The sequence below is a fragment of the Plantactinospora soyae genome (assembly GCF_014874095.1).
In the GTDB taxonomy this organism is placed as follows: Bacteria; Actinomycetota; Actinomycetes; order Mycobacteriales; family Micromonosporaceae; genus Plantactinospora; species Plantactinospora soyae.
In genome coordinates, this window is the sequence record NZ_JADBEB010000001.1 from 8,791,215 (window position 1) to 8,814,100 (window position 22,886).

General features: G+C 70.5%; 21 protein-coding genes. 11 read left to right on the plus strand and 10 right to left on the minus strand.

Translation table 11 applies throughout. The features are described 5' to 3' along the window. Positions 1 to 29: 29 nt before the first annotated feature. Together H4W31_RS38240 and H4W31_RS38245 are read right to left on the minus strand one after the other, a co-directional pair. A complete protein-coding gene (locus H4W31_RS38240; RefSeq protein ID WP_192771060.1) occupies positions 30 to 722 on the minus strand; it encodes a hypothetical protein in 693 nt (230 codons plus the stop codon). Continuing rightward, complete coding sequence (locus tag H4W31_RS38245) at positions 719 to 1,366, minus strand: hypothetical protein (protein WP_192771061.1); 648 nt, start codon at positions 1,364 to 1,366, stop codon at positions 719 to 721. The genes H4W31_RS38240 and H4W31_RS38245 overlap by 4 nt, the downstream gene beginning before the upstream one ends. Before the next feature lie 52 nt (positions 1,367 to 1,418). On the opposite strand from H4W31_RS38245, the gene H4W31_RS38250 reads away from it, so the two are divergent. From H4W31_RS38250 to H4W31_RS38265, 4 genes are all read left to right on the plus strand, one after another. Then, on the plus strand, positions 1,419 to 1,631 hold the full coding sequence (locus tag H4W31_RS38250; RefSeq protein ID WP_192771062.1) for a hypothetical protein: 213 nt from the start codon (positions 1,419 to 1,421) through the stop codon (positions 1,629 to 1,631). 56 nt (positions 1,632 to 1,687) lie between these two features. Continuing rightward, positions 1,688 to 3,301, plus strand: coding sequence for a PfkB family carbohydrate kinase (locus H4W31_RS38255; protein ID WP_225945901.1), 1,614 nt, complete (start codon positions 1,688 to 1,690; stop codon positions 3,299 to 3,301). Continuing rightward, positions 3,276 to 4,895, plus strand: a complete 1,620-nt coding sequence (locus H4W31_RS38260) for a PfkB family carbohydrate kinase (protein ID WP_318783644.1) — start codon at positions 3,276 to 3,278, stop codon at positions 4,893 to 4,895. Before H4W31_RS38255 ends, H4W31_RS38260 begins: the two co-directional genes overlap by 26 nt. A 213-nt stretch (positions 4,896 to 5,108) precedes the next feature. Next, complete coding sequence (locus H4W31_RS38265) at positions 5,109 to 7,943, plus strand: aconitate hydratase (protein WP_192771063.1); 2,835 nt, start codon at positions 5,109 to 5,111, stop codon at positions 7,941 to 7,943. Between the two features lie 146 nt (positions 7,944 to 8,089). Here the strand turns inward: H4W31_RS38265 and H4W31_RS38270 are convergent, their stop codons facing one another. The 4 genes from H4W31_RS38270 to H4W31_RS38285 all read right to left on the minus strand — a co-directional run bounded on the left by H4W31_RS38270 (position 8,090) and on the right by H4W31_RS38285 (position 12,813). Beyond that, positions 8,090 to 9,043, minus strand: coding sequence for a nucleoside-diphosphate kinase (locus tag H4W31_RS38270; protein ID WP_192771064.1), 954 nt, complete (start codon positions 9,041 to 9,043; stop codon positions 8,090 to 8,092). 6 nt (positions 9,044 to 9,049) lie between these two features. Continuing rightward, positions 9,050 to 9,682, minus strand: coding sequence for a hypothetical protein (locus tag H4W31_RS38275; RefSeq protein ID WP_192771065.1), 633 nt, complete (start codon positions 9,680 to 9,682; stop codon positions 9,050 to 9,052). A 335-nt stretch (positions 9,683 to 10,017) separates the two neighbouring features. Further along, entirely contained in the window at positions 10,018 to 11,103 is a 1,086-nt protein-coding gene (locus tag H4W31_RS38280) for a pectate lyase family protein (protein ID WP_192771066.1), read from the minus strand. A gap of 3 nt (positions 11,104 to 11,106) precedes the next feature. Continuing rightward, positions 11,107 to 12,813 (minus strand): pectate lyase family protein, encoded by a 1,707-nt coding sequence (locus H4W31_RS38285; RefSeq protein ID WP_318783645.1) that lies wholly within the window; start codon positions 12,811 to 12,813, stop codon positions 11,107 to 11,109. 284 nt (positions 12,814 to 13,097) lie between these two features. On the opposite strand from H4W31_RS38285, the gene H4W31_RS38290 reads away from it, so the two are divergent. Further along, positions 13,098 to 13,343, plus strand: coding sequence for a DUF2630 family protein (locus H4W31_RS38290; RefSeq protein WP_192771067.1), 246 nt, complete (start codon positions 13,098 to 13,100; stop codon positions 13,341 to 13,343). Positions 13,344 to 13,379: 36 nt separating this feature from the next. On the opposite strand, the gene H4W31_RS38295 is transcribed toward H4W31_RS38290, so the two are convergent. The 3 genes from H4W31_RS38295 to H4W31_RS38305 all read right to left on the minus strand — a co-directional run bounded on the left by H4W31_RS38295 (position 13,380) and on the right by H4W31_RS38305 (position 16,193). Next, a complete protein-coding gene (locus H4W31_RS38295; protein ID WP_192771068.1) occupies positions 13,380 to 14,333 on the minus strand; it encodes a serine protein kinase RIO in 954 nt (317 codons plus the stop codon). Positions 14,334 to 14,560: 227 nt separating this feature from the next. Continuing rightward, positions 14,561 to 15,205 (minus strand): HAD family hydrolase, encoded by a 645-nt coding sequence (locus H4W31_RS38300; protein ID WP_192771069.1) that lies wholly within the window; start codon positions 15,203 to 15,205, stop codon positions 14,561 to 14,563. 82 nt (positions 15,206 to 15,287) lie between these two features. After that, positions 15,288 to 16,193, minus strand: coding sequence for a carbon-nitrogen hydrolase family protein (locus H4W31_RS38305; RefSeq protein WP_318783646.1), 906 nt, complete (start codon positions 16,191 to 16,193; stop codon positions 15,288 to 15,290). Positions 16,194 to 16,264: 71 nt separating this feature from the next. Between H4W31_RS38305 and H4W31_RS38310 the strand changes: the two genes are divergently transcribed. The 6 genes from H4W31_RS38310 to mug all read left to right on the plus strand — a co-directional run bounded on the left by H4W31_RS38310 (position 16,265) and on the right by mug (position 20,817). Further along, on the plus strand, positions 16,265 to 17,062 hold the full coding sequence (locus H4W31_RS38310) for a thioesterase family protein (protein ID WP_192771070.1): 798 nt from the start codon (positions 16,265 to 16,267) through the stop codon (positions 17,060 to 17,062). Positions 17,063 to 17,120: 58 nt separating this feature from the next. Beyond that, a complete protein-coding gene (locus H4W31_RS38315; protein ID WP_192771071.1) occupies positions 17,121 to 17,699 on the plus strand; it encodes a TetR/AcrR family transcriptional regulator in 579 nt (192 codons plus the stop codon). 166 nt (positions 17,700 to 17,865) lie between these two features. After that, positions 17,866 to 18,687, plus strand: coding sequence for a DUF692 domain-containing protein (locus tag H4W31_RS38320; RefSeq protein ID WP_192771072.1), 822 nt, complete (start codon positions 17,866 to 17,868; stop codon positions 18,685 to 18,687). Continuing rightward, positions 18,684 to 19,184 (plus strand): hypothetical protein, encoded by a 501-nt coding sequence (locus H4W31_RS38325; protein WP_225945902.1) that lies wholly within the window; start codon positions 18,684 to 18,686, stop codon positions 19,182 to 19,184. Before H4W31_RS38320 ends, H4W31_RS38325 begins: the two co-directional genes overlap by 4 nt. A gap of 73 nt (positions 19,185 to 19,257) precedes the next feature. Next, positions 19,258 to 20,019: an SDR family oxidoreductase gene (locus H4W31_RS38330; RefSeq protein WP_192771073.1), complete on the plus strand. Its 762-nt coding sequence runs from the start codon at positions 19,258 to 19,260 to the stop codon at positions 20,017 to 20,019. 141 nt (positions 20,020 to 20,160) lie between these two features. Continuing rightward, a complete protein-coding gene (gene mug / locus H4W31_RS38335) occupies positions 20,161 to 20,817 on the plus strand; it encodes a G/U mismatch-specific DNA glycosylase (RefSeq protein WP_192771074.1) in 657 nt (218 codons plus the stop codon). Between the two features lie 28 nt (positions 20,818 to 20,845). On the opposite strand, the gene H4W31_RS38340 is transcribed toward mug, so the two are convergent. Further along, on the minus strand, positions 20,846 to 22,801 hold the full coding sequence (locus tag H4W31_RS38340) for an ABC transporter ATP-binding protein (RefSeq protein WP_192772726.1): 1,956 nt from the start codon (positions 22,799 to 22,801) through the stop codon (positions 20,846 to 20,848). Positions 22,802 to 22,886 lie beyond the last annotated feature (85 nt).

Genomic DNA, 22,886 nt, shown 5'->3' on the forward strand with positions numbered 1-22,886 from the left:
GGTCGGCCGCGCGGCTTTCCGTCATCGGGTCACCGCAGCTCGCAGGCCCGACCGTTGACCGCGCAACTGGTCGGGGTCTCCCGGTAGCCGCGCCGCTCGAAGTGGAACCGCAGCGGGGCGGACGCGCCACCGGCCAGTGCGGTGCCCTTGAAGATGTACCGCCCGTCGGAGCGCTGCAACGTCGGCCGATCTGCCCCCTCGACCCAGTACGACCGCAGGTCGTCGATCTCGTCCGGGAACCGCAGCTCGACCGTCCACACCCCGGCCGTTCCGGAGACGTTGCGGACCAGCACCTCACCGACGAACGAGTCGCGGTAGTCGGCCAGTACCCGGTACCGGCCGGTCAGTTCCGCCCTGGGCGCCGGTACCGCTGGCGGCGAGGCCGAGGTCGGCCGGGTCGCCGGTGCGGTCGTCCGGGCCGGCGTAAGCCGGGACGGTGACGTCGCCGCCCTCGACGGCCGGGCGTCGGGTCCCGGCGACCGGTCCCCGCCGAGCGGGGAAGCGCTCGGACTGACCGGACCGGCGGCGGAGACCAACGGCGACGTCGTCGTGCCCGGCACGAACGGCCAGACCGGCTCGGGGGCGCCCGAGGAGCGCCGGTCGGCGGAGAGGTATCCGGTGGTGAGCACGAAGAGCACCGTCATCACCAGGACACCGGCCAGGACGACGATCCACGGCGCCGACGCGAGCAACCGCGGTCGGGTGGGTTCGGGTGCGTTCACCGAGCCGGGATCCGGACCGCGATCTCGCTACCGAGCCGTGCCCCGGCGGCGAGTTCCAGGTCGTCGCCGCTCCAGAACCGTCCCGGGTCGTACCAGCTCGGGCGGCGTCCGGCCGGAAGCAGGCCCATCGCCTGGTAGGTCACCGCGACGACCTCGGCGCAGTACGCCGTCTCCAGCGTGCTGTCGCTCGGTCGGCGACGACGGACGGCGGGTGCCCGCCCGCGCAACCATCGCCAGGCGAGTTGGCTGGTGGACGGAAAAGGCGTTCCGTCCAGGCGGGCGATGGTACGCAGCACCCCGTTCTCCATCTCCTGATCGGCCGGTGGTTCGAGTTGCCGCAGCCAGCCGCGCTGGCCGTACCGGTTTCCCCAGACCCGGACCGCGTCCCGCAGGTCGTGCAGTTGCACGCCCCGGTGGTGGTTGCCCGACCACATGTCCGGCAATGACCGGCCGAGCTCGGCGTGCCACATTAACGGCGGCAGGTCCTCGATGACCACAGACATTCCGACATGATTCACCGGACTGTTCGTGGTGAACTGGATCGCCCGATCCGGCACGCTGCGGCCCCGAAAGACCCAGACGTCGCCGGTGCGGGTCAGCTCGATCGCCTCGTCGAGGCTGAGTTCGCTGCTCTCCTCGCTCATTTCCCCACCTAGGTCCGCCCGCTCATCCCGGGCCCCCGACTACCCTAGGCGGATGCGCTGGTGGAAGGTAATCGGTGTGGCGAGCTTTGTCGGGGTCGCGGCCACCGGGGTGGTGCTGGCCCGGGCCGAGCGACGGCGGCGGGCGTACACCCCGGAACAGATCCGCGATCGGCTCCGGGAGCGGCACGCCGAAGCCGCCGACGGTGCAACTTCCACGAAGGGTCGGCAGATCGACGGCCCGAACAAATCCCATACCTCGCAGTAAGTACTCTCACCCCAGCCGTGGTTGCGGGTGAGACAGCAAATCAACATTATCGATAGATGGCGGTGCCGCAACCGGGGGCGGAGCGGACGAGCGTCGGCGGCGACGCTTCCGGCGTACCCGAAATCGTGGGTTTCGGCGCGCTGAACGTCGACTACATCGCGAGTGCGTCGCGGCTCTCCCAACGCAGGGCGGAGCGGATTACCGAATCCGTGGCGCGGTTCGAGTGGAATCGCGAGGGACCGGTCGACGAAGAGGTCATCAACGAGGCGATCCAGCATCTCGGGGTCGCTTCCCTCGGCTACTCGCTTGGTGGATCGGCCTGGCTCACGATCTTCGCCCTGGCCCAGATGGGAGTGAGTCTCCGGCTCGGCTACGTGGGCGTGGTCGGCCGGGTGGAGGCGCCCGGCCTCTCCTTCCTCAGCCAGATGGAGGAGTTGCGGATCGATCATCGCTGGGTCAGCGAACGGCCGGACCGGCTCAGCGGGCTGTGCCTGTCCTATATCGACGACACCGACCGGGTCATGCTCACCCACCCCGGCGCGAATTTCGAGATGTGCGGTTACATCCGGGACAACATCGACGAGTTGGCCGCCTACCTGGCCGGGGCCCGCTACGTCCATGTCACCTCGTTTCTGGACGATGCGACGCCGGTGCAGGTACTTGAGGTGCTGACCATGGCGAAACGACTGAATCCGAAACTCTGCCTCAGTTTCGACCCCGGATTCGACTGGGCGGAACATCCCAGCGCGGCGATCGAGGGAATTCTCCGCCTCACCGATCTGCTCTTCGTGAACTACCGCGAATTCAAGGCGCTCGGCCGGTACGTGTACGGCGAGCCGGACGATCTGATCGCCCGGAAGACACTGGACCGGTGCAGTCCGGGATGCACCGCCTTCGTGACGAAGCGCTACGACTTCATCGAGGTGTTCCGGGCCGTGTCCGCGGGAGTGCTCACGTCGCGGTTCCAGTTGCACCGGCCGGTGCGGGAGACCGAGTTGGAGGACGCCACGGGCGCCGGCGACGTCTTCGCGGCGGGTGTGCTCTCCGCCCTGGCGTCCCGGCGCCTCCAGATCGAACTCGGCGCGTTCGTCGGACTCAGCCTGGCCCGGCACAAGATGTCGCACCGGACCTCGTCGGCCGACCAGCCGAGGCCGCCCGATCTCAGCAAGGGCTTCCTCCAGAAGACCGAGCGGCTGGGCGGTTCCGGTCCCGGGCCCCCCGGGGTGTTCATCGCGCACGACGAGCATCCGCAGTGGAGAGTCGTACGTCGCTTCATCGAGCAGAACTGCGGACTGCCGACGTACGAGTTGAAATCCTCGGACGTCGACGAGCACAACCTCGCGGATCTCATGCGCCGGACCCTGGCCCGGTGCAGCTTCGCGGTCTGTCTACTCAATGCGAAGGACACCGCTCCCGGTGGCCGGACGCCGGCCGATCAGAACATCGTTCACCAGGCCGGTATCTTCCAGGGTCACTACGGCTTCGGGCGAGTCGCGATACTGGCCGAAGAGGGCTGCGATACGTTCTCGAACATCGCGGGCCTGATCCGGATGGACTTTCCTCCCGGCCGGATCACCAGCACGTTCCTCGAACTGGAACGGATGTTGCGGCGCGAAGGCCTGATTCGGCGATGGGGTGACAGACGTGACGGATTTTCCAATTCGCATTGACAACCGTGCCGACCTGGCGGGTTTCGCCCTTGATGTCGTCGGTGTCGGGGCGTTGAACCTCGACTATCTCGTCAGCGCCCCGCCGTCGACGCCCGACTCGTCCCCCCGGCCGCTGACCGACCGCCTCTCCCGACTTGTCGAACGGACCGGACCACCGGTGGAGCCGGGTACGGAACGGGCGGTGGACGCCCAGACGATCCACGCCGCGATCGAGGCCGCCGGCTTCGCCCGGCCGGAGACCTCGCTCGGCGGTACGTCGTTCAGCCTCGGCGGATCGGCGTTCAACGCGATCTTCGCGATCGCCCAGACCCAGGTCGGCCTCAGGCTCGGCTACGTCGGGGTGGCCGGACGGGTGCCGGTGATCGGCCTGTCCACCGTCGCCCAACTCGAAGCCCTCGGGATCGACCACCGGTTCGTCTTCCAGGACAACGAGCACCTCTGCGGGATCTGCCTGTCACTGGCCGAGGACGGTGACCGGACCCTGCTCACCCATGCCGGCGCCAACGAATACCTGGCCGACCACCTGGACCGGGAGTTCGACCGGGTGGTGGGGTACCTGGCCGGGGCCCGGGTGGTGCACGTGACCTCGTTTCTGGACGACCGGACACCAGGCCGGCTGCTCAGGGTGCTGCGGGCGGTCAAGGAGGTCGCCAGCGGCACCGCGATCTGCTTCGACCCGGGCCACGTCTGGAGCGCGGCGGCCAGCGACGAGATCGAGGCGATGCTCGGACTGAGCGACTACCTGCTGGTCAACTACCGCGAATTCCGGGAACTCGGCCGGCACGTCCCGGGTGAGTCCGACGAGACCGTGGCGGCCCGGCTGGTGGCCCGGACCGCTGGCGGAACCGGTGTGGTGGTGGTCAAGCTGCCCACCGGCATCTGGTCCTACCACCAGGAGACCGGCAAACTGGTCAGCGACTTCTACGCCCAGGTGCAGGTCGCGCCGGCGGACATCAGGGACGCCACCGGAGCCGGCGACGTCTTCGCGGCGGGCCTGCTCGCCGTACTGACCAGCGACAGGTTGCAGGTCGAACTGGGTTCACTGCTCGGTATGCGGCTGGCCCGGCACAAGCTGCGGCACGTGGGCAGCGCGGGCCACGCCCAGTTCGCCGAGGTCACCCGCGATTTCATCCGCTCGCTGGCCAGCGAGCGGCGCCCGGGCGGGCTGCCCAACGGCGTTTTCATCGCCCACGGCGCCCATCCGGAGTGGCTCGCTGTCCAGCGCTTCATCGAGGAGCGGTTCGAGCTTCCGGTGTACTCGTTCGAGAGCGGGTCGTGGGGCGGGCGCCAGGTGACCGAGGCCCTCGCCGACTACCTCGAACGGTGCGGGTTCGCGATCTGCGTACTCACCGCGGAGGACTTCACCGGCGACGGTCGGCGGTTGGCCCGGCAGAACGTGGTCCACGAGGTCGGACTCTTCCAGGGGCGGCACGGCTTCGACCGGGTGATGGTGCTGGCCGAGGAGGGCTGCGACTTCGTCCCTCAGGCCGCCGAGCCGTACACGATCTCGTTTCCCCGCAACGGCATCAGCCGTACCTTCTACCAACTCGACGAGATGATCCGGGCGCAGGGTTTCGGCGTCGTCGAGTCCTGACGACGCCACCGTCCCGGATGCTGGACGGGCTTGCGTTTCTAGCAAGACGGACGTACGGTTTTGTTGAATCCGCACATTGGTAAGGGTTACCTGAGCCTGATGGCCAGGTATTGGGTAGGAAAGACTGCTCAGGACTACGCCCGGTCGCCCGCCGGTCGGGAGGCAGGCCGGACGAGCCGCCGGACCGGACAGCGCGGCCGGGACGAAGACAGCGTGAAGGAGTACGACGTGGCGAGCCTCGACACCTTCGGTGCGAAGAGCCAGCTACGCGTCGCAGACGCGAGCTACGAGATTTTCAAGATCAGCACGGTGGCCGGGCACGAACGCCTGCCGTACAGCCTGAAGATCCTGCTGGAGAACCTGCTCCGCACCGAGGACGGCGCGAACATCACCGCCGAACACATCCGGCAGTTGGGCGACTGGGACCCGGCCGCTGATCCGAGCGTGGAGATCCAGTTCACCCCGGCCCGGGTGCTGATGCAGGACTTCACCGGCGTGCCCTGCGTGGTCGACCTGGCCACCATGCGCGAAGCGGTCCGCGACCTCGGTGGCGACCCCACCAAGGTCAACCCGCTGGCCCCGGCCGAGCTGGTCATCGACCACTCGGTCATCGCCGACCTGTTCGGCCGGCAGGACGCCTTCGTCCGCAACGTCGAACTGGAGTACGGCCGCAACAAGGAGCGCTACCAGTTCCTGCGCTGGGGCCAGACCGCGTTCAACGAGTTCAAGGTCGTCCCGCCCGGCACCGGGATCGTGCACCAGGTCAACATCGAGTACCTGGCCCGGACGATCATGGAGCGGAACGGTCAGGCGTACCCGGACACCGTGGTCGGCACCGACTCGCACACCACCATGGTCAACGGCCTGGGTGTGCTCGGCTGGGGCGTCGGCGGCATCGAGGCCGAGGCGGCGATGCTCGGCCAGCCGGTCAGCATGCTCATCCCCCGGGTGGTCGGCTTCAAGCTGCACGGCGAGGCGCCGGCCGGCACCACCGCCACCGACCTGGTGCTGACCATCACCGAGATGCTCCGCAAGCACGGCGTGGTCGGCAAGTTCGTCGAGTTCTACGGCCCCGGCGTGAGCGCCGTGCCGCTGGCCAACCGGGCCACCATCGGCAACATGTCCCCCGAGTACGGCTCCACCGTCGCGATCTTCCCGATCGACGCCGAGACGATCCGCTACCTGAGGCTGACCGGACGCGCCGAGCAGCAGGTAGCGCTCGTCGAGGCGTACGCCAAGGAACAGGGCATGTGGCACGACCCGGCCGCCGAGCCCGACTACAGCGAGCGGCTCGAACTCGATCTTTCGACCATCGAACCGTCGCTGGCCGGCCCGAAGCGCCCGCAGGACCGGGTGCCGCTGGGCAACGCCAAGACGCTGTTCCGGGGCGCTCTGATCGACTACGTCGGGGACGGCGGCGACGGTGCGCACGGCCCGGCCGACGAGGCGAGCGAGGAGTCCTTCCCGGCCAGCGACCCGCCGGCCAACGGGGTCAGCGACCCGGCCGACGCGCCGCGCGATCTGGTCTCGGCGGCCACCGGGGCGAAGGGTCGGGCCAGCAACCCGGTCCGGGTCACCAGCGAGGACGGCGTCGAGTACGAGCTGGACCACGGTGCGGTGGTGATCGCCGCCATCACCTCCTGCACCAACACCTCCAACCCGCAGGTGATGATCGGCGCGGCGCTGCTGGCCCGGAACGCCGTCGACCGGGGGCTGTCCCGCAAGCCGTGGGTGAAGACCACCCTGGCCCCGGGCTCCAAGGTCGTAATGGACTACTACGAGCGCGCCGGCCTCACCCCGTACCTGGAGAAGCTCGGCTTCCACCTGGTCGGCTACGGCTGCACCACCTGCATCGGCAACTCCGGTCCCCTTCCCGAGGAGGTTTCCGGCGCCGTCAACTCGCACGACCTGTCGGTGGTCTCGGTGCTGTCGGGCAACCGCAACTTCGAGGGCCGGATCAACCCGGACGTCAAGATGAACTACCTGGCGTCCCCGCCGCTGGTGGTGGCGTACGCGCTGGCCGGCACCATGGACATCGACCTGGCCAACGAGCCGATCGACGTCGGCGCCGACGGACAACCGGTCTACCTCCGGGACATCTGGCCGGACGCCGCCGAGATCGACGAGGTCATCGCGCACGCGCTGCGCAGCGAGATGTTCACCAAGGACTACGCCGACGTCTTCGCCGGGGACGAGCAGTGGCGGGCACTGCAGACCCCGGAGGGCGACACCTTCGCCTGGGCCGGCGACTCGACGTACGTCCGGAAGCCCCCGTACTTCGAGGGAATGGACCGGGAGCCGACGCCGGTCGTGGACATCTCCGGCGCCCGGGTGCTGGCCAAGCTCGGGAACTCGGTGACCACCGACCACATCTCCCCGGCCGGCTCGATCAAGGCCGACTCGCCGGCCGGAAAGTACCTGGCGGACCACGGTGTACCCCGGCACGAGTTCAACTCGTACGGCTCGCGGCGCGGCAACCACGAGGTGATGATCCGGGGCACCTTCGCCAACATCCGGCTGCGGAATCAACTGCGGTTGCCCGGAAACGGGCAGGCCGAGGGTGCTGTGCTTCCCGAGGGCGGGTTCACGGTCAACCACCTGACCGGCGAGCAGACCTCGATCTACGATGCCTCGACGGCGTACCAGGAGGCGGGGATTCCGCTGGTGATCCTGGCCGGTGCGGAGTACGGCTCCGGATCGTCGCGGGACTGGGCGGCCAAGGGCACCATGCTGCTCGGCGTACGGGCGGTCATCGCCCAGTCGTACGAGCGGATCCACCGGTCGAACCTGATCGGCATGGGCGTGCTTCCGCTCCAGTACCCGGCTGACACCGATGCGGAGTCGTTGGGGCTGACCGGCACCGAGACGTTCTCGATCAGCGGGGTGACCGCGCTCAACGAGGGACAGATCCCGCGTACCGTCTGCGTCACCACGGACACCGGGGTCGAGTTCGACGCGGTGCTCCGGATCGACACTCCCGGTGAGGCCGACTACTACCGGCACGGCGGCATCCTGCGGTACGTACTCCGCAAGATGCTCGCGAGCTGAACTGAGCTGAACTGAACTGAACTGAATTGAGCTGGGCCGAACCGGGCCGGGCCGATCGCCTGATCGAGGCGGTCGACCCGGCCCGGAGGTGTTAGGAAGGGGCCCTTCTTCTACAGAAAACGATAAGAAGGGGCCCTTCCTTGCATCTAGGCGTTGGACGAGTCCGGGAGCAGGCTCGTCGTGCCGGGCAGGTACGGGTCGAGCAGGTGGGTGGCGAGCACGATCCGCTGCCAACGGCTGACCGGCACACCGCTGGACTCGGCCAGCCGTACGACCGCACGCCAGTCCCGCGAGCCCCGGCCCCGTACCCGGCCGATCAGTGCCGACAGCTCCCGGGCCGCCGCAGCCGATTCGCCGTACCGGCGGGAGTCGGCCGCCGCCGCCAGCTCCCGCAGGGTCTGGTCCAGTTCGAGGTCGACCTCGGGAGTGACCGCCTCCAACTGGTCGACCAGGGCGAACGCCTCCGATCGACCGTCCGACGCCGGACCCGGCCCGCGGTCCAGGCTCCGCCGGTAGACGGCCGCCCGGGTCTCGTGGTTGCAGAGCACGGCCAGTTCCCGCAGCAGGTCGGCCGGCTCGTCGGCGGCGTGGACCAGGTTGAGTTGATAGTTGAAGCTGCCGACGTCGTAGCGGAGCTGTCCGGGTCGGCACCGGACCGGGTCGGCCGGCCCCTTGGCCGTGCTGAGCACCAGCGACGCCGGCTCGGTGCGGTCGGGCAGGGCGAGGAGCAGCAGCAGGCACTCGCACGCCGTGACGTACAGGTCGGCGGCATCCCGCCGGTCCCGGCTGGCCGCGTTCAGGCCGTACTGCCACAGTGCCCGGATGCCGTGCCGGTCGATGGTCACCGTCGCCGCCCAGACGATGGTGAACCCGTACGCCAGCACCCAGTGCAGCACCGCGCCGAGCCGGCGGGCGACCACCGCGTCCGGCTTCAGCAGCAGCAGCGCATGGTCGTGGCAGAACTGTTCGACCCGGCCGTCGCCGATCGCGGCAAGGTCCTCGAAGCCCTCCCGGAAGTAGGTGTCCGCCGCGTACAGGGACCGCTTACGGGGGAGCTTCGACAGGAACGCGGGTATCTCCGGGGCGCTGGGGGTGGCCATGGCGGATCACTCACGCAGTTCCGCGGCTCGGCGGCCAACCTCTCCGGGGGTCAGGATCTCACCGTCGAGCACCACACCGACGAAACTGGCCAGCGGGATGTGCTCGAACACGGGCGCGCCGAGCCGGTCAAAGACCGGCGCCGGGACCAGTTTCAGCGCGGTGGTGACGACCAGGGTCGGCAGCCGCCGCGCCAGCTCCCGGGTGCCCCGGATGTTGAGCACCGTGGTCGGGCCGATCGCGTCGGCGCCGGCCAGCGCGATCAGGGGTTCGCCGGTACGGATCTCCGCCGGCAGTTGGGCCAGCACCTGGCCGACGATCGAGCTGCTCGGCGCGAAGGTGACCGGTTCACCCCGCTCGCCGACCCAGGTGACCGCCGCCTTCACGGTGTTCTCGACGGAGTGGTCCAGTTCGGCCCGGATCCGGCGCAGCGCCTCGGCCGGCTCGGCGGACCGTACTGCGTTGGCGATGTGCCACATCGGTGCGTAGCCGGGCAGCCGAGCCGTGAGGAACTCCGTCGCCTCGGTCGCCGCGGCGCGGTCGTCGACCAGCTCGAGCAGGCCCTGGATCACCATCCGGGCCACTCCGGTAGCCCCGGCCGTGGTGACCGTGACGGCCTCCCGCAGCGATGGCGGCAACATAGCTTGATCCATGATGCTGGCTCTTTCCGTTCCGGGTCTGGTCCCCTGGGGACAGGGCTTCTCCCTGGTATCGAGAATGCCCGATCTACGGGCGCATCGGCACCAGGATTGGTAGTTCATATCAAATGGACAACCCGGCGGGAGTGAAATGACCAAATGGCAGCGGGCGTCAGTGCCCGAACACGCGGAGTGCCCCCGCGCGGACGTCGCGCGGGGGCACTCGCTGGCGGCCGGCCGAGACCCACCTCCCGACCGCCCACCTCGGCTGCCCCGGGGCTGTCCGGTCGAACGATCGACCGGGTCAGCCAAGGGATCGGGTCAGCCGACGAATCCGTTCAGCCGGCGATCCTCCCGATCCCGGCCCCGGCCCGGACCGCGGCCGGCACACCGGCCGCGGAGTCGAGCTGGTACGCGTAGTACGTGCGCGGTTCGACCACCGAGCCGGCCGTCTCCGGTACGCCGGAGTTGACGAAGATGTTGTTGCGCTGCACCGCCCGGCCGGGCCCGCTGTCGGCGTAGCCACTGGCGGAGATGAGCGGGAACGGGACGTTCTCGAAATAGTTCCCCTCGACCAGCACCCCGGCGTTCTCCGTCGAGGCCACCCCGTACAGCTCGTTGTTCAGGAAGTAGTTGTTGTAGACGTGCACCGGTTCGCCGAACCGGATCCGGGGATGCCGCTGCCGGCTGTTGTCGAAGAAGTTGTGGTGGATGCTGACCTTCAGGTGCCCGACGTCGGTGGACGCGGCTCCGTCGGAGTGGCTGATCAGCATGCTCTTGTCGGCGTGGTCGAAGTGGTTCCAGGACACCGTCACGTAGTCGGAGCCCCGGACGATGTCGACCGAGCCGTCCACCGCGCCGGTGAACCGGTTGTGGTCGATCCAGATGTGGTGGGACTCCTGGCCGACGTTGACCGCGTCGTCCTCGGCGTTGGTGAAGTTGATGTTCTGCACGATCACGTTGTACGACCGGTAGAAGTCCAGCCCGCCACCGTTGATCGTCGCGTTGGACCCCACGCCGATGATCGTCTTGTTCGGGCGTACGCCCTGCTTGCTGCTGATCTGGATGGTCCCCTGTACCCGGATCACCATTGGACCGACGGTGTCGATGTACTCCAGGAAGTCGTCCGCGTTGGTGGCAGTGACCGTCGGTCCGCCGACACCGCCGGTGGTGCCGTTCTGGCCGAGCGCGTTGACGCTGGCGAACCCGTCCGGCTGGCCGGCCGCCACTGCCGAGGATCCGCCGGAGGGGCTCCATCCGGTGGAGTTGTCACCGGAGACGGTGTCGGTGAACGGGTTCGTCGCCTGTGCCGGCCCGCTGCCGGTGGCCAGTACGGCGGTCAGCGCCACCACCAGCGCCCCGGAGAGCGTGCCGACGAGTGGCCGTCGACGCGTGCCGTGGCGTACGGGGAAGGATCCGGTCATCGGTCAGCCCAGCTTTCCCACCCCGGCACCGGCCGGGACGATGGTCGGGAGGTCGGCCGCGTTGTCCAACCGGTAGCTGTAGAAGCCGCTCGGTTCGGGCACCGTGCCTCGGGTTTCGATCGGGTGGTTGCAGTCGACGAGGATGTTGCCCCGCTCGACGATCCGGCCCAGGTCACCGCTGAACTCGACCCGACCCGGGTTGTTCACGCTGAAGAAGTAGTTGTTCTCGACCAGCACCGCGGCGTCGTACGTGGAGGCCACCCCGTAGCTGTTCTCGAAGTAGTAGTTGTTGTAGACGTGCGCGAGGGCGGAGAACCGTACCCGGGGATGCCGCTGGTCCGAGGCGTTGAAGTAGTTGTGGTGGTACGTCACCCGCAACCGGCCGATGTCCTGCGCGCCGGCGTCCTCGTCGTGCGAGAGCAGCAGCGTCTTGTCGTGGTCGTGGAAGTTGTTCCAGGAGACCGTGACGAAGTCGGAGCCGCGCTTGATGTCGACGGCGCCGTCGTCCCCATTGGAGAACTCGTTGTGGTCGATCCAGATGTGATGGGAGAACATCTGGACGTTGAGCAGGTCGTCCGTCGCCCCGGTGAGGTGCAGGTTCCGGATGATCACGTTGTGTACGGCGTTCGCCGGGGGCGAGGTGGTGGCGTCGTCGACCGGCAGGCCGATGTTGAGGCCGCCCCCGGAGAGGGTCGCGTTGGCACCGACGCCCACGATCGTCTTGTCCGAGGTCACGTTGTGCATGCCGTCGCTGGTGCCGGTCGGCAGCGTGATGGTGCCGGCGACCTGGATGACGTACGGGCCGGGTCGGGCGATGTAGTCGAGGAAGGCCGCCGTGCTGTTCACCGTCACCACCGGTCCGCCGGCACCGCCGGTGGTGCCGTTCTGGCCGAGCCCGTTGACGCTGGCGAAGCCGTCGGCGGTGCCGGCCGGTACGGGCTGGCCGGTGGGGCCGGGGGTGCTCGGCGTCGGGCCGGGCGGCGTGGTGGTCGGTGCCGGCGTGGTCGGGCTCGGCGGTGGGGTGGTCGGGCTGGGGCCGCCGGGAGCGGTTTCGACGGCGACGTCGTCGAAGTGCGCCGCCGCGTACCGGCCGAACAGGCCGACCTGTCCGGTGCCGAACTGACCGTCGCTGGCCCTGAGCACGGTGCCGTTGTCGACCTGGCCGGTCAGGCTGGTGCCGGAGACCTGCAACCGGAGCGCGTACCAGGTGCCGGTGCCGACGGTCAGGGCGGCGCTGGCCAGGGTGGTGTCGACGCCGCCGGCGACCTTGCCGAGCACGGCCAGGTTGTCGTTGCGTACCCCGAGGTAGTAGTAGTTGCCGCTGCCCTGGGCCCGGGCGGCGACGCCGGTGGACCGGGCGGCACCGCCCCAGCCGGCCGGCTTGACCCGGGCGGTGACCGTGTAGTCGGTCCAGCTCGCCTGGCCGGTGCGGACCCGGGCGTCGGCGCCGGTGCTGGCCTGGCGCAGCACCTGGCTGCCGTCGGCGGTCACGCTCCACGATCCGCCGGAGCTGCTCCAGCCGTTGTGGTTGCCGTCTTCGAACGTGTCGGTGAACAGGGTGGCGGCCTGAGCGGGACCGGTGCCGTAGATCAACGCGGCGGCCACCGCGGCGGCCAGGGCCACGGCGGCGGGCCGGCGCCATCGAGGTGCGGCCCGTCCGCGCGAACTGCCCGGGACGGCCGTCCCGGCTCTGCTGCTCGGTGCGGTCACGATGCTTCTGCCTTTCGGGTGGCGGGGACGACCAGAGCGCGGTGTGCGGTGGCACGGAGAGCACGGCAGCGACTCCGCCGGAGGGCGGCTCGAGCTGCCGAGGTGGAAGCGGGGAAGATGCTGGAAAGCGCTTTCCTATGGCCACCATAGAAACCGGTCGGGCCCGTGTCAATGAATCCTGTCTATGTCCCTCGGCCGGACCGGCGGGGCCGGGGACCGCCCCGGTCCGCACCCGCTGCCCGGAAGGTGGGCGGCACGGTCGGCACTGTGCCAGGATCCTGGGCATGGACGACAGCACGATTCTGAGCCGGATCACCGAACTCGTGGACGAGGAGCACCGGCTGCGCGGTCACGCCCAGCAGGTCGAAGGCTCCACCGACGAGGAACGGACCCGGCTACGGGAGCTTGAGGAGTCCCTCGACCAGTGCTGGGACCTGCTCCGCCGCCGCCGGGCCGCCCGTGAGGCCGGCGGAGATCCGGACACCACCGGCAACCGCAGCGTGAACGAGGTCGAGAAGTACCTCCAGTGACCGGCGGCGGCCGCGTGGACCGCCGCCGGTGACACGTCAGCGCATCCCCGCCTCCCGCAACAACTGCTCCGTCAGCACGCCCGGGTCGACCAGGTCGGCGGGCAGGCCCCGCGCCACGAACCAGGTGGCGACCACCCGTACGTCCCGGGTCAGGAACTCCCGTCCGCTCGGGTTGGCCACCACGTCCACCACCTGCGGCAGGTCGATCAGCACCAGCCGACCGTCGTGCACCAACAGGTTGTACGGCGACAGGTCACCATGGGCCAGCCCCGCCCGGGCCAGTACGACCAGCGCGTCGACGAGCTGGTCCCAGAGCTGCCGGAGCGGCACCGGATCGGGCCGGAGCTGGGCCAGCCGGGGGGCGGCCAGACCCTCGACCGGGTCCCCGACGAACTCCAGCATCAGTTCGGTGCCGAGCAGCTGCACCGGGTACGGCACGGCGATGCTGCCGAACTCGGACCCCACCTGCCAGAGCCGGGACAACGCGGCGAACTCGGCCGCCGCCCACTGACCGGCGATCATCTGCCGGCCGAACGCCGTACGCCCCTCCATCGCCCGGTTCTCCCGGGACCGGCGTACCCGACGGCCCTCCAGGTAGCCGGCGTCCCGGTGGAAGAGCCGGTGCTCCGGATCGCGGTAGCGCTTGGCCGCCAGCAGGCAGCTCCGGTCGGTGCCCGGCACACCGCGCCGAACCAGGTGCACGTCGGCTTCCTTGCCGGTCTTGAGCACGCCCAACTCGGTGTCGGTGGCGGCCAGCTCGGTGACCAGCCAGTCGGGATGCGGCGCCGGCCCGTGCACCGCCTGGTCCCAGCTCGACCAGCGGTCGCCGTCGTTCGGGCGGTCGGTGTCGGCGTTGGTGTCGAAGGCGGTCGCCGTGGCGTGCCGCGTTCGTTTCAGTAGTCGCGGCTCGTCGTCGTCGAAGCGGCGAGCGGTACGGCCGCCACGAGGGCGGGCGGAGGTGCGGTAATCGTCGTCATCGCGTGTTGGCACAGCGGAATTCCCTTGGTCGAGACGGAAGAAGGCAGGCGGAAGCGGAGCACAAAGACAGCCACCGGGATCTCCTTCCACTCGACCGGGCGGTGCCCGGGAATCTGCACGACAACGGGGACCTCGCAGGGCCCCTCCGTCGACCGGCGTACGCGTCGACGCGCGCAATGTTCGTCGCCGCCGTACCGGCCCGTCAACCGAATTACCGCACCGGCGGTGTCCGGCGGGTGTTACGCGGCGAGCACCGTGGCGACCGCCGCGATCAGCCCGTCCACGGTCTTGGTCGGGGCGTACCGGCGCTCCATCCAGCGACGGCCCCGGTGCAGCCACACGCTCGGCAGGCCGACCGCCGCGGCGCCGCCGATGTCGGCCTCGGGGCTGTCACCCACCATCCAGGCGCCGCGCAGCCGCATCCGGGCCCGCTCGGCGGCGAGCGCGAAGATCCTCGGATTCGGCTTGCTGACGCCGACCTCCTCGGAGATCACCCAGTCCGCGAGATAGCGGTCCAGACCGGTGTTCCTGATCTTCAGCTCCTGCTGCCGGGCCGCCCCGTTGGTGACCGCCACCGGCACCCAGCCGGCGTCGTCGGCGATCCGTAACGCGCACGCGATCAGCGGGTCGAGCCGGATGAACTCCATCACGCCCTCGTGCAGCGCCTCGACCAGGTCGATGGAGGGAATCCGGAGCCCGTACCGGTCCCGGATGGCGTCGGCCACGTCCCATCGGTTGGTCAGGCCGTCCGCGTCCACGGACAGCAGCCAGTCGAGGTCGCTTTCCGGCGCTCCGATCTCGGCCAGGAAGCCCTGCGCCCAGGTGCGGAACGGACCGGCCCGGTCGAGCAGGGTGTTGTCCAGATCGAGGAGCAACAGCGGCACTTGCGCACAGTACGGGACGCACCCGGTCGGACAACAGTCCCACCATGTAAACAACCGGCTTGCCCGAACTGACAACCGGTGTTCAGCCGGTCAACAGCAGGCGTACCCCACCCTGATAGGCCCGTCGGTCGGCGAGCATCCGGTGCGCGTCCCGGACCCGGCGCAGTTCCACCGGATCGAGTCGGGCCACCACCACCGCCTCGCCGTCGTCCCCGGCCCGACCCAGTGGCCGGCCCTCCGGATCGTAGACCGCCGCGCCACCGTTGAACCGCCACGGTGCCGCCCCGCCCACGGCGTTGGCGAAGACGACGTACATGGTGTTGTCGAGGGCGCGGGCCGGGTAGTAGAGGTCCCGGCGGTGCTCCGAGCCGACCAGGTAACCGCTGGGGCAGAGGTAGCCGTGTGCTCCGCCCATTGCCGCCGCCCGACCGTGTTCCGGGAAGCAGCCGTCGTAACAGACGCCGAGACCGAACCGCCATCCGTCGACCAGCAGCGTCGCGCCGCGTTCTCCGGGACTGAACAGGGCGTTCTCGTCCGGCCCCCAGAGGTGCTGCTTGGCGTACCCGGCCGCCACCCGGCCCGACCGGTCCACCACCAGCGCCGAGCAGGTACGCCGGCCGTCCGGCTGCCGTACCGCCGCGCCGACCAGTACGACCGCCTCCCGGTCCCGGGCGACCGCGCGCAGCGGGTCGAGCCGGGGGTCCGACACGACCTGCCGGTCGTCGGCGGCCACGTCGGTACCGGCCGGGTCGTCGCGCAGTGCCGGCGGGTGGTACGCCGGCAGGAACAACTCGGGAAGTACGACCAGCCGGGCCCCTGCCCGGGCGGCCCGCTCGACCAGCCGGGCCGCCAGCACCGCGTTGCCGGCGACGTCGCCCGGTACCGGCTCGGCCTGGACGGCGGCGACCGACAGCGGTGCCACCGGCAGGTCGCCAGCGGAGAAGGACGGATCATGATGTTGCGGCGGCCCGGAAGTGGCATGCGTCACGGCGGTGATGATATCGGCCGGCGACGCTGTCCGATCTTGCGAACTTCACCGCAGCAAGGAGAATCACCGGCGTGCCCGACGCGTTCTATCTGCCCACCGATGATCCCGGGCGATTCGTCGCCACCCCGCACACGCAGGGTCCGTGGAATGCCGACCTGCAGCACGCGGGGCCGCCGTCCGCCCTGCTGGCCCGCGCCGTGGATGAGGTCGCCACCTCGGTCGACGGACCAGCCCAGGTCACCCGGCTGACGGTGGAGATCCTCGGCGCGGTGCCGGTCGGCGAGGTCACCGTCCGGGCCGCCCTGGCCCGGCCCGGACGCTCGGTCGAACTGGTCGAGGCGGAACTCTCCGCCGCCGGACGACCGGTGCTGCGGGCCCGGGTCTGGCGGATCCGCCGCACCCCGGTCGACCTGCCGACCGGGGCGATCACCGCGCCGGTGCCGCCGCCACCCCGGCCGGCGTCGGCGTCGGAGGTCAGCGAGCCCCGCTGGCAGACCGGATATCTGCGGGCGATCGAGTGGCGGTTCGTCGAGGGGCACTTCGAGCGACCGGGTCCGGCCTCCGTCTGGGCGCGGCAGCGGGTGCCGCTGGTGGCCGGCGAGGAGCCGAGCCCGCTGCAACGCACCGTGCTGCTCGCCGACTCGGGGAACGGACTGAGCCGGCTGCTGGAGATGGCGGACTGGTGGTTCATCAACACCGAACTCACCGTGCACCTGCATCGCCGGCCACACGGGGAGTGGATCTTCGTCCGGGCCGCGACGACGCTGGACCCGCACGGGTCGGGGCTGGCCGAGACGGTGCTCTCGGATGCCACCGGTCGGGTGGGCCGGGGCGCCCAGGCCCTGATGGTGGGCCGACGCGCCGACTGACCGATCCAAGACGTACGTACGGATTGCATACCGGGGCACTGCCTGGCACGATCGGGTCGTGCCCAGGGTAAGTCAGAACCAGCTCGACGCCCGCCGTCAGGAGATTCTCGGCGCGGCACGGGCCTGCTTCGCCCGGCACGGCTACGAGGGCGCCACCGTGCGCCGGCTCGAAGAGGCGACCGGGCTGTCCCGGGGAGCCATCTTCCACCACTTCCGCGACAAGGACTCGCTCTTCCTCGCGGTCGCCGAGGACGACGCCGCCGCCATGGTCGAGACGGTGGCCCGCAACGGTCTGGTCCAGGTGATGCGGGATCTGCTCGACGGCGCCACCTCACCGGACACCACCGGCTGGTTGGGCAGCCAGCTCGAGGTGTCCCGGCGGCTCCGCACCGATCCCGCGTTCGCCAAGCGCTGGGCCGAACGCTCGGCGAGCCTGGCGGAGGCGACCCGGGAACGGCTGGCCCGGCAGCGCGACGCCGGAGTGCTGCGCGACGACGTACCCATCGAGACGCTGGCCCGGTTCCTGGAGCTGGCCTACGACGGGCTGGTGCTCCAGTTGGCCATGGCCCGGCCGGCCGGCGACCTCGGCGCGGTCCTCGACCTCGTCGAGGAGGCGGTGCGGCGGCCGGGCCGCTGAGCCCCGCGGCGGCGGCCGGCAACCGGTCCCGCGCCGACGGCCGGCAACCGGTCCCGCGGCTGATCCGGTCCGGGCAGCGACGCCGCAAGCCTCGACCCGACGACCGGTTGCACCGACGTGGACAGTGGTAGTGGAGGAGACAGCGGCAGAGGCGGAGGTTGGGCGGATGATTCCGGACGACTACGGCGTGGGCATCGGCTGGCGACCCGAGATCGCCGGCTTCGTCGCCGAACTACCCGGGCTGCGATTCGTCGAGGTGGTCGCCGAGTCGGTACCCGCCACCGGGCCACCCCCACCGGCGCTGGCCGCACTACGCGACCGGGGCGTCGCCGTCGTGCCGCACGGCGTACGGCTCTCCCTCGGTGGAGCCGAACCGGTCGAGCCGGCGCGGGTCAGCCACTTCGCCCGGGTCGCCGAACTGCTGGACGCGCCCCTGGCCAGCGAACACATCGCGTTCGTCCGGGCCGGCGGGGTCGAGGCGGGTCATCTGCTGCCGCTGCCGCGTACCCGGGAAGCGGTGGACGCGGTGGTCGCGAACGTCACCCGGGTCCAGGCCGAGCTGACCGTACCGCTCGCGCTGGAGCCGATCGCCGCGTTGTTCGACTGGCCGGACGACGAACTCGACGAGGCCCAGTTCCTCGGCGAGATCCTCGACCGGACCGGTGCACTGCTGCTGCTCGACATCGCCAACGTCTACGCCAACGCCCACAACCGGGGTACCGATCCGCTCGACCTGCTCGACCGGCTACCGCTGGACCGGATCGGGTACGTACACGTCGCCGGTGGTGCCGCGCACGACGGGATCTACCACGACACGCACACCGATCCGGTGCCGGACGCGGTGCTCGAACTGGTCGCCGAACTCTCCGCCCGACACCGGCCACCGGCACTGCTGCTGGAACGGGACGGCCACTATCCACCGGCTGCGGCCCTGCGTGCTGAACTCGACGCGATCGCCGCCGCCTCCGGCCACCCCCGGGTGACATGACCGGCGGAACACCGGCCCCGGCGCCGGACCCGACCCCGCTGGTGACCGGCCACACCGGCACGCTGGCCGACCGGCAGGCGGCGCTGGTGGCGACGTTGGTGGCGGGAGCGCCGGTACCGCCGGGATTCGACGTCCGGCTGGTCGGGGCGGCCCGCTCGGCACTGCTGGGCAAGCGGGCCGGCGACGTCGCCCGGTCCTGGCCGCTGCTCGCGGCGGGACTCGGGGAACGCTGGCCCGCCGTATTCGCCCGGTGGGCGGCGACCCGCCCCACCCAGGGCTCGCTGCGGGACGGCTGGGACCTGGCCCGCGAACTGGCCGGCGAGGGACCGCTGCCGACACCGGCCGCCGAGGAACTCGCCGTCCGCGAGGTCCGCTGGCGGTACGACGGGACGGCGGCGCCACGTCGACGGGGACTACCGGCGGTCCACCGGCTCGGCGGGGTGACCGTGCTGCAGATCGCCGGCCGGATCCGGCTCTGGTCCCGCCGCGACAGGTGACCGGAGCAGCACGTTCCGACATCGGCCAAACCCAAGATCCGGTTCTCCGGGCCTACGCCATAGGATGACGCGCATGGATCTCGGACTCGCGGACCGGGTGTACGTGTTGACCGGCGCGTCGAAAGGACTCGGCTTCGCCACCGCACAGTCTCTGGTGGCCGACGGCGCCCGGGTGGTCGTCTCGGCCCGGGACGCCGATCAGGTGGCCGAGGCGGTGCGCCAGCTCGGCGACGAGGAACGGGCGGTGGGCCTCTGCGCCGACCTGACCGATCCCGACACCCCGGCCCGGCTGGTCGACACCGCCATGGCCCGGTTCGGCCGGCTCGACGGCGCACTCGTCTCGGTCGGCGGTCCGCCCCGGGCCAGCGCCGGACAGGCAACCGACGAGCAGTGGCGGAACGCGTTCGAGACGATCTTCCTCGGCACGCTGCGGACCGCCCGTACCATCGCGGCGGCGCTGCCCGACGGTGGCGCCATCGGCCTGGTGCTCTCCAACTCGGTCCGGGCCCCGATCCCGGGCCTCGGCATCTCGAACGGCCTGCGCCCGGGGCTCGCCGGTGCCGCCAAGGACATGGCCGACGAGTACGGCCCCCGGGGCGTACGCGTCGTCAGCCTGCTGCCGGGGCGGATCCTCACCGACCGCAACCGGGAACTCTTCGCCGCCACCGGTGACCCGGAGCGGGCCCGCGCCGCCGCGGAGGCGGAGATCCCGCTGCGCCGGATCGGCGACCCGGCGGAGTTCGGCCGGGTCGCCGCCTTCGTCCTCTCCCCCGCCGCCAGCTACCTGACCGGTGTCGCCATTCCGATCGACGGCGGCGCGCTCCGGGCCCTGTGAGGTGACCACACCGGATCGCGGCGGAGTACGCCATCGACGCGGAACGCGATCCGGCGGCCTCGCGATCCGGCGGCGGTGGTGGCGGTCACCGGAGCGGGAGCCGAGCTGTCGGGCCGGGTCGGCTGGGGCAGGATCGTCGGCATGGCATCGCTGACCGCAGCCGGCGGCACCGGATCGGTCCGGCCGGGCGCGGTCGGCCCACGGAAGCTGCCCCGCCCGACTCCGGCCGAGCTGGCCGCGGCGGCCGACCTGCTGCTACCGGACCTGATCGGCCCGGATCTGGACGTACTCTTCTGCGGAATCAACCCCGGGCTCTACTCCGCCGCGACCGCGCGGCACTTCGCCCGCCCCGGGAACCGCTTCTGGCCGGCCCTGCACCGCGGCGGATTCACCCCGCACCTGGTCGACCCCGCCGACCAGGCGGAGCTGCTCGGGTACGGGCTGGGCATCACGAACCTGGCGGACCGGGCCAGCGCCCGGGCCGACGAGCTGACCCGGGACGAACTCGCCGAGGGCGGTCGCCGGTTGGTCGACAAGATCCGGCGTCACCGGCCCCGCTGGGTGGCCGTACTCGGCATCACCGCGTACCGGATCGCATTCGACCGGCGGACGGCGCTGCTCGGCCGGCAGGACGGGACGCTCGGTGGCGCCGAAGTCTGGGTACTGCCGAACCCGAGCGGACTGAACGCGCACTTCACGCCGGACGCACTGGCCGCCGAGTTCGCGGCCCTACGGGCGGCGGTGGGCGGGCCGGTCAGCCGGCGGCGCTCACCTCGATCTCGACCGGCCAACCGCTGACCGGTGTCCCGGCGACGATCGCCGGAGGTCAGACCGGGTCGTAGTCGGGACGCGGCACCGTGATCATCGGTTCGGGGCCGACCGCGTCGACGTACGGGGCCGGAGAGTCGGCGACGGCGAACTGCGTCCGGTACAACTCGGCGTACAGGCCGCCGACGGCCACCAACTCGTCGTGCCGGCCACGCTCGACGATCCGCCCGTGATCCATGACCAGGATCTGGTCCGCCTCCCGTACGGTCGACAGCCGGTGCGCGATGACCAGTGCGGTACGGCCGCTCAACGCCACCGAGAGCGCCCGCTGCACCGCCGCCTCCGACTCGGAGTCCAGGTGTGCGGTGGCCTCGTCGAGGATCACGATCGACGGGGCCTTGAGCAGCAGCCGGGCGATCGCGATCCGCTGCTTCTCGCCACCGGAGAACCGGTAGCCGCGTTCGCCGACCATGGTGTCGAGCCCGTCCGGCAGTTCCCGGACCAGTTCCTCGACCTGTGCACCGCGCAACGCCGCCCAGAGTTCGTCGTCGCTCGCGTCCGGTTTGGCGTACCGGAGGTTCTCCGCGATCGTCTCGTGGAACAGGTGCGAATCCTGGGTCACCACACCGATCGTGTCGCGCAGCGAGTCCGCGGTGGCGTTCCGGACGTCCACCCCGCCGACCCGGACCTCTCCGTCGGTCACGTCGTAGACCCGGGAGACCAGCATCGAGGTGGTGGACTTGCCGGCGCCGGACGGTCCGACCAGCGCCACCATCTGCCCCGGCTCGACGGTGAACGAGACCCCGCGCAGCACTGGCTCGTTGACCGTCCGGTCCAGGGCGGCGACGTCCTCCAGCGAGGCGAGCGACACCTCGGCGGCGGTCGGGTAGCGGAACCGAACGTCCCGGAACTCCAGTCGGCCCGCGCCGCGCGGGATGGCGACGGCGTCCGGCTTCTCCGCGATGGACGGGGTGAGGTCGAGCACCTCGAAGACCCGGTCGAAGGAGACCAGTGCGCTCATCACGTCGACCCGGACGTTCGACAGCGCGGTCAGCGGACCGTAGAGGCGGGTCAGCAGCAGGGCGAGGGTGACCACCGTGCCGGCGCTCACGTTGCCGCGTACCGCGAGCCAGCCGCCGAGGCCGTAGGTCAGCGCCTGGGCCAGCGAGGCGACAAGCAGCATCGCGACGAAGAAGGTCCGGGAGTACATCGCGGACTGGATGCCGATGTCGCGGACCCGTTCGGCCCGGTCCCCGAACCGGCGTGCCTCGACGTCCGGCCGGCCGAAGAGCTTGACCAGCAGCGCGCCGGCCACCCCGAACCGCTCGGTCATGGTCGCGTTCATCTTCGCGTCGAGGTCGTACGACTCCCGGGTGATCTCCGCCAGGCGCTTGCCGACCCGCCGGGCCGGAATGATGAAGATCGGCAGCAGTACCAGGGAGAGCGCGGTGATCTGCCAGGAGAGCGTGAACATGACGCCGGCGGTGAGCACCAGTTGGATGATGTTGCTGACCACCCCGGACAGGGTGCTGGTGAAGGCCCGTTGGGCGCCCGTCACGTCGTTGTTGATCCGGCTGACCAGTGCACCGGTCTGGGTCCGGGTGAAGAACTGCAGGGGCATCCGCTGGACGTGGTCGTAGACCCGGGTCCGCAGGTCGAGGATGATCCCTTCGCCGATCCGGGCCGAGTACCAGCGCTGGGCCAGCGAGAGCAGCGCGTCCACCACCGCGAGGCCGGCGATCACCAGGGCCAGAATGATGACCAGGCGGCCCGCGTCCGACTTGCCCCCGGAGATGGCGTTGATGACGTCGCCGGCCAGCACCGGGGTCGCCACCCCGATGATCGCGGCGAAGACCACGGTGACCAGGAACACCCCGATGTCGCGCCGGTAGGGACGGGCGAACTCGACGATCCGTCGGACGCCGCGCCGGGTGACCCGGTGGGCGGTGACCTCGTCGCCGTTGCGGAGCGATCGCAGCATGCCCCAACCGCCCATGCCGCCACCGGAGCCCATCCCGTTCACCACGCACGACCTCCCACTCTTCGACTACTACGACAACCGGAGTGGCGGCCCGAATCTTCCCGAATGGTCCTCCAAG

Excerpts from the sequence above, each read along its gene's own strand:
- H4W31_RS38245 (WP_192771061.1), bottom strand. The coding sequence starts at position 1,366 with ATGAGCGAGGAGAGCAGCGAACTCAGCCTCGACGAGGCGATCGAGCTG.
- H4W31_RS38250 (WP_192771062.1), top strand. The coding sequence starts at position 1,419 with ATGCGCTGGTGGAAGGTAATCGGTGTGGCGAGCTTTGTCGGGGTCGCG.
- H4W31_RS38255 (WP_225945901.1), top strand. The coding sequence starts at position 1,688 with ATGGCGGTGCCGCAACCGGGGGCGGAGCGGACGAGCGTCGGCGGCGAC.
- H4W31_RS38270 (WP_192771064.1), bottom strand. The coding sequence starts at position 9,043 with ATGGCCACCCCCAGCGCCCCGGAGATACCCGCGTTCCTGTCGAAGCTC.
- H4W31_RS38275 (WP_192771065.1), bottom strand. The coding sequence starts at position 9,682 with ATGTTGCCGCCATCGCTGCGGGAGGCCGTCACGGTCACCACGGCCGGG.
- H4W31_RS38280 (WP_192771066.1), bottom strand. The coding sequence starts at position 11,103 with ATGACCGGATCCTTCCCCGTACGCCACGGCACGCGTCGACGGCCACTC.
- H4W31_RS38290 (WP_192771067.1), top strand. The coding sequence starts at position 13,098 with ATGGACGACAGCACGATTCTGAGCCGGATCACCGAACTCGTGGACGAG.
- H4W31_RS38320 (WP_192771072.1), top strand. The coding sequence starts at position 17,866 with ATGATTCCGGACGACTACGGCGTGGGCATCGGCTGGCGACCCGAGATC.
- H4W31_RS38325 (WP_225945902.1), top strand. The coding sequence starts at position 18,684 with ATGACCGGCGGAACACCGGCCCCGGCGCCGGACCCGACCCCGCTGGTG.
- H4W31_RS38330 (WP_192771073.1), top strand. The coding sequence starts at position 19,258 with ATGGATCTCGGACTCGCGGACCGGGTGTACGTGTTGACCGGCGCGTCG.
- mug (WP_192771074.1), top strand. The coding sequence starts at position 20,161 with ATGGCATCGCTGACCGCAGCCGGCGGCACCGGATCGGTCCGGCCGGGC.
- H4W31_RS38340 (WP_192772726.1), bottom strand. The coding sequence starts at position 22,801 with ATGGGCTCCGGTGGCGGCATGGGCGGTTGGGGCATGCTGCGATCGCTC.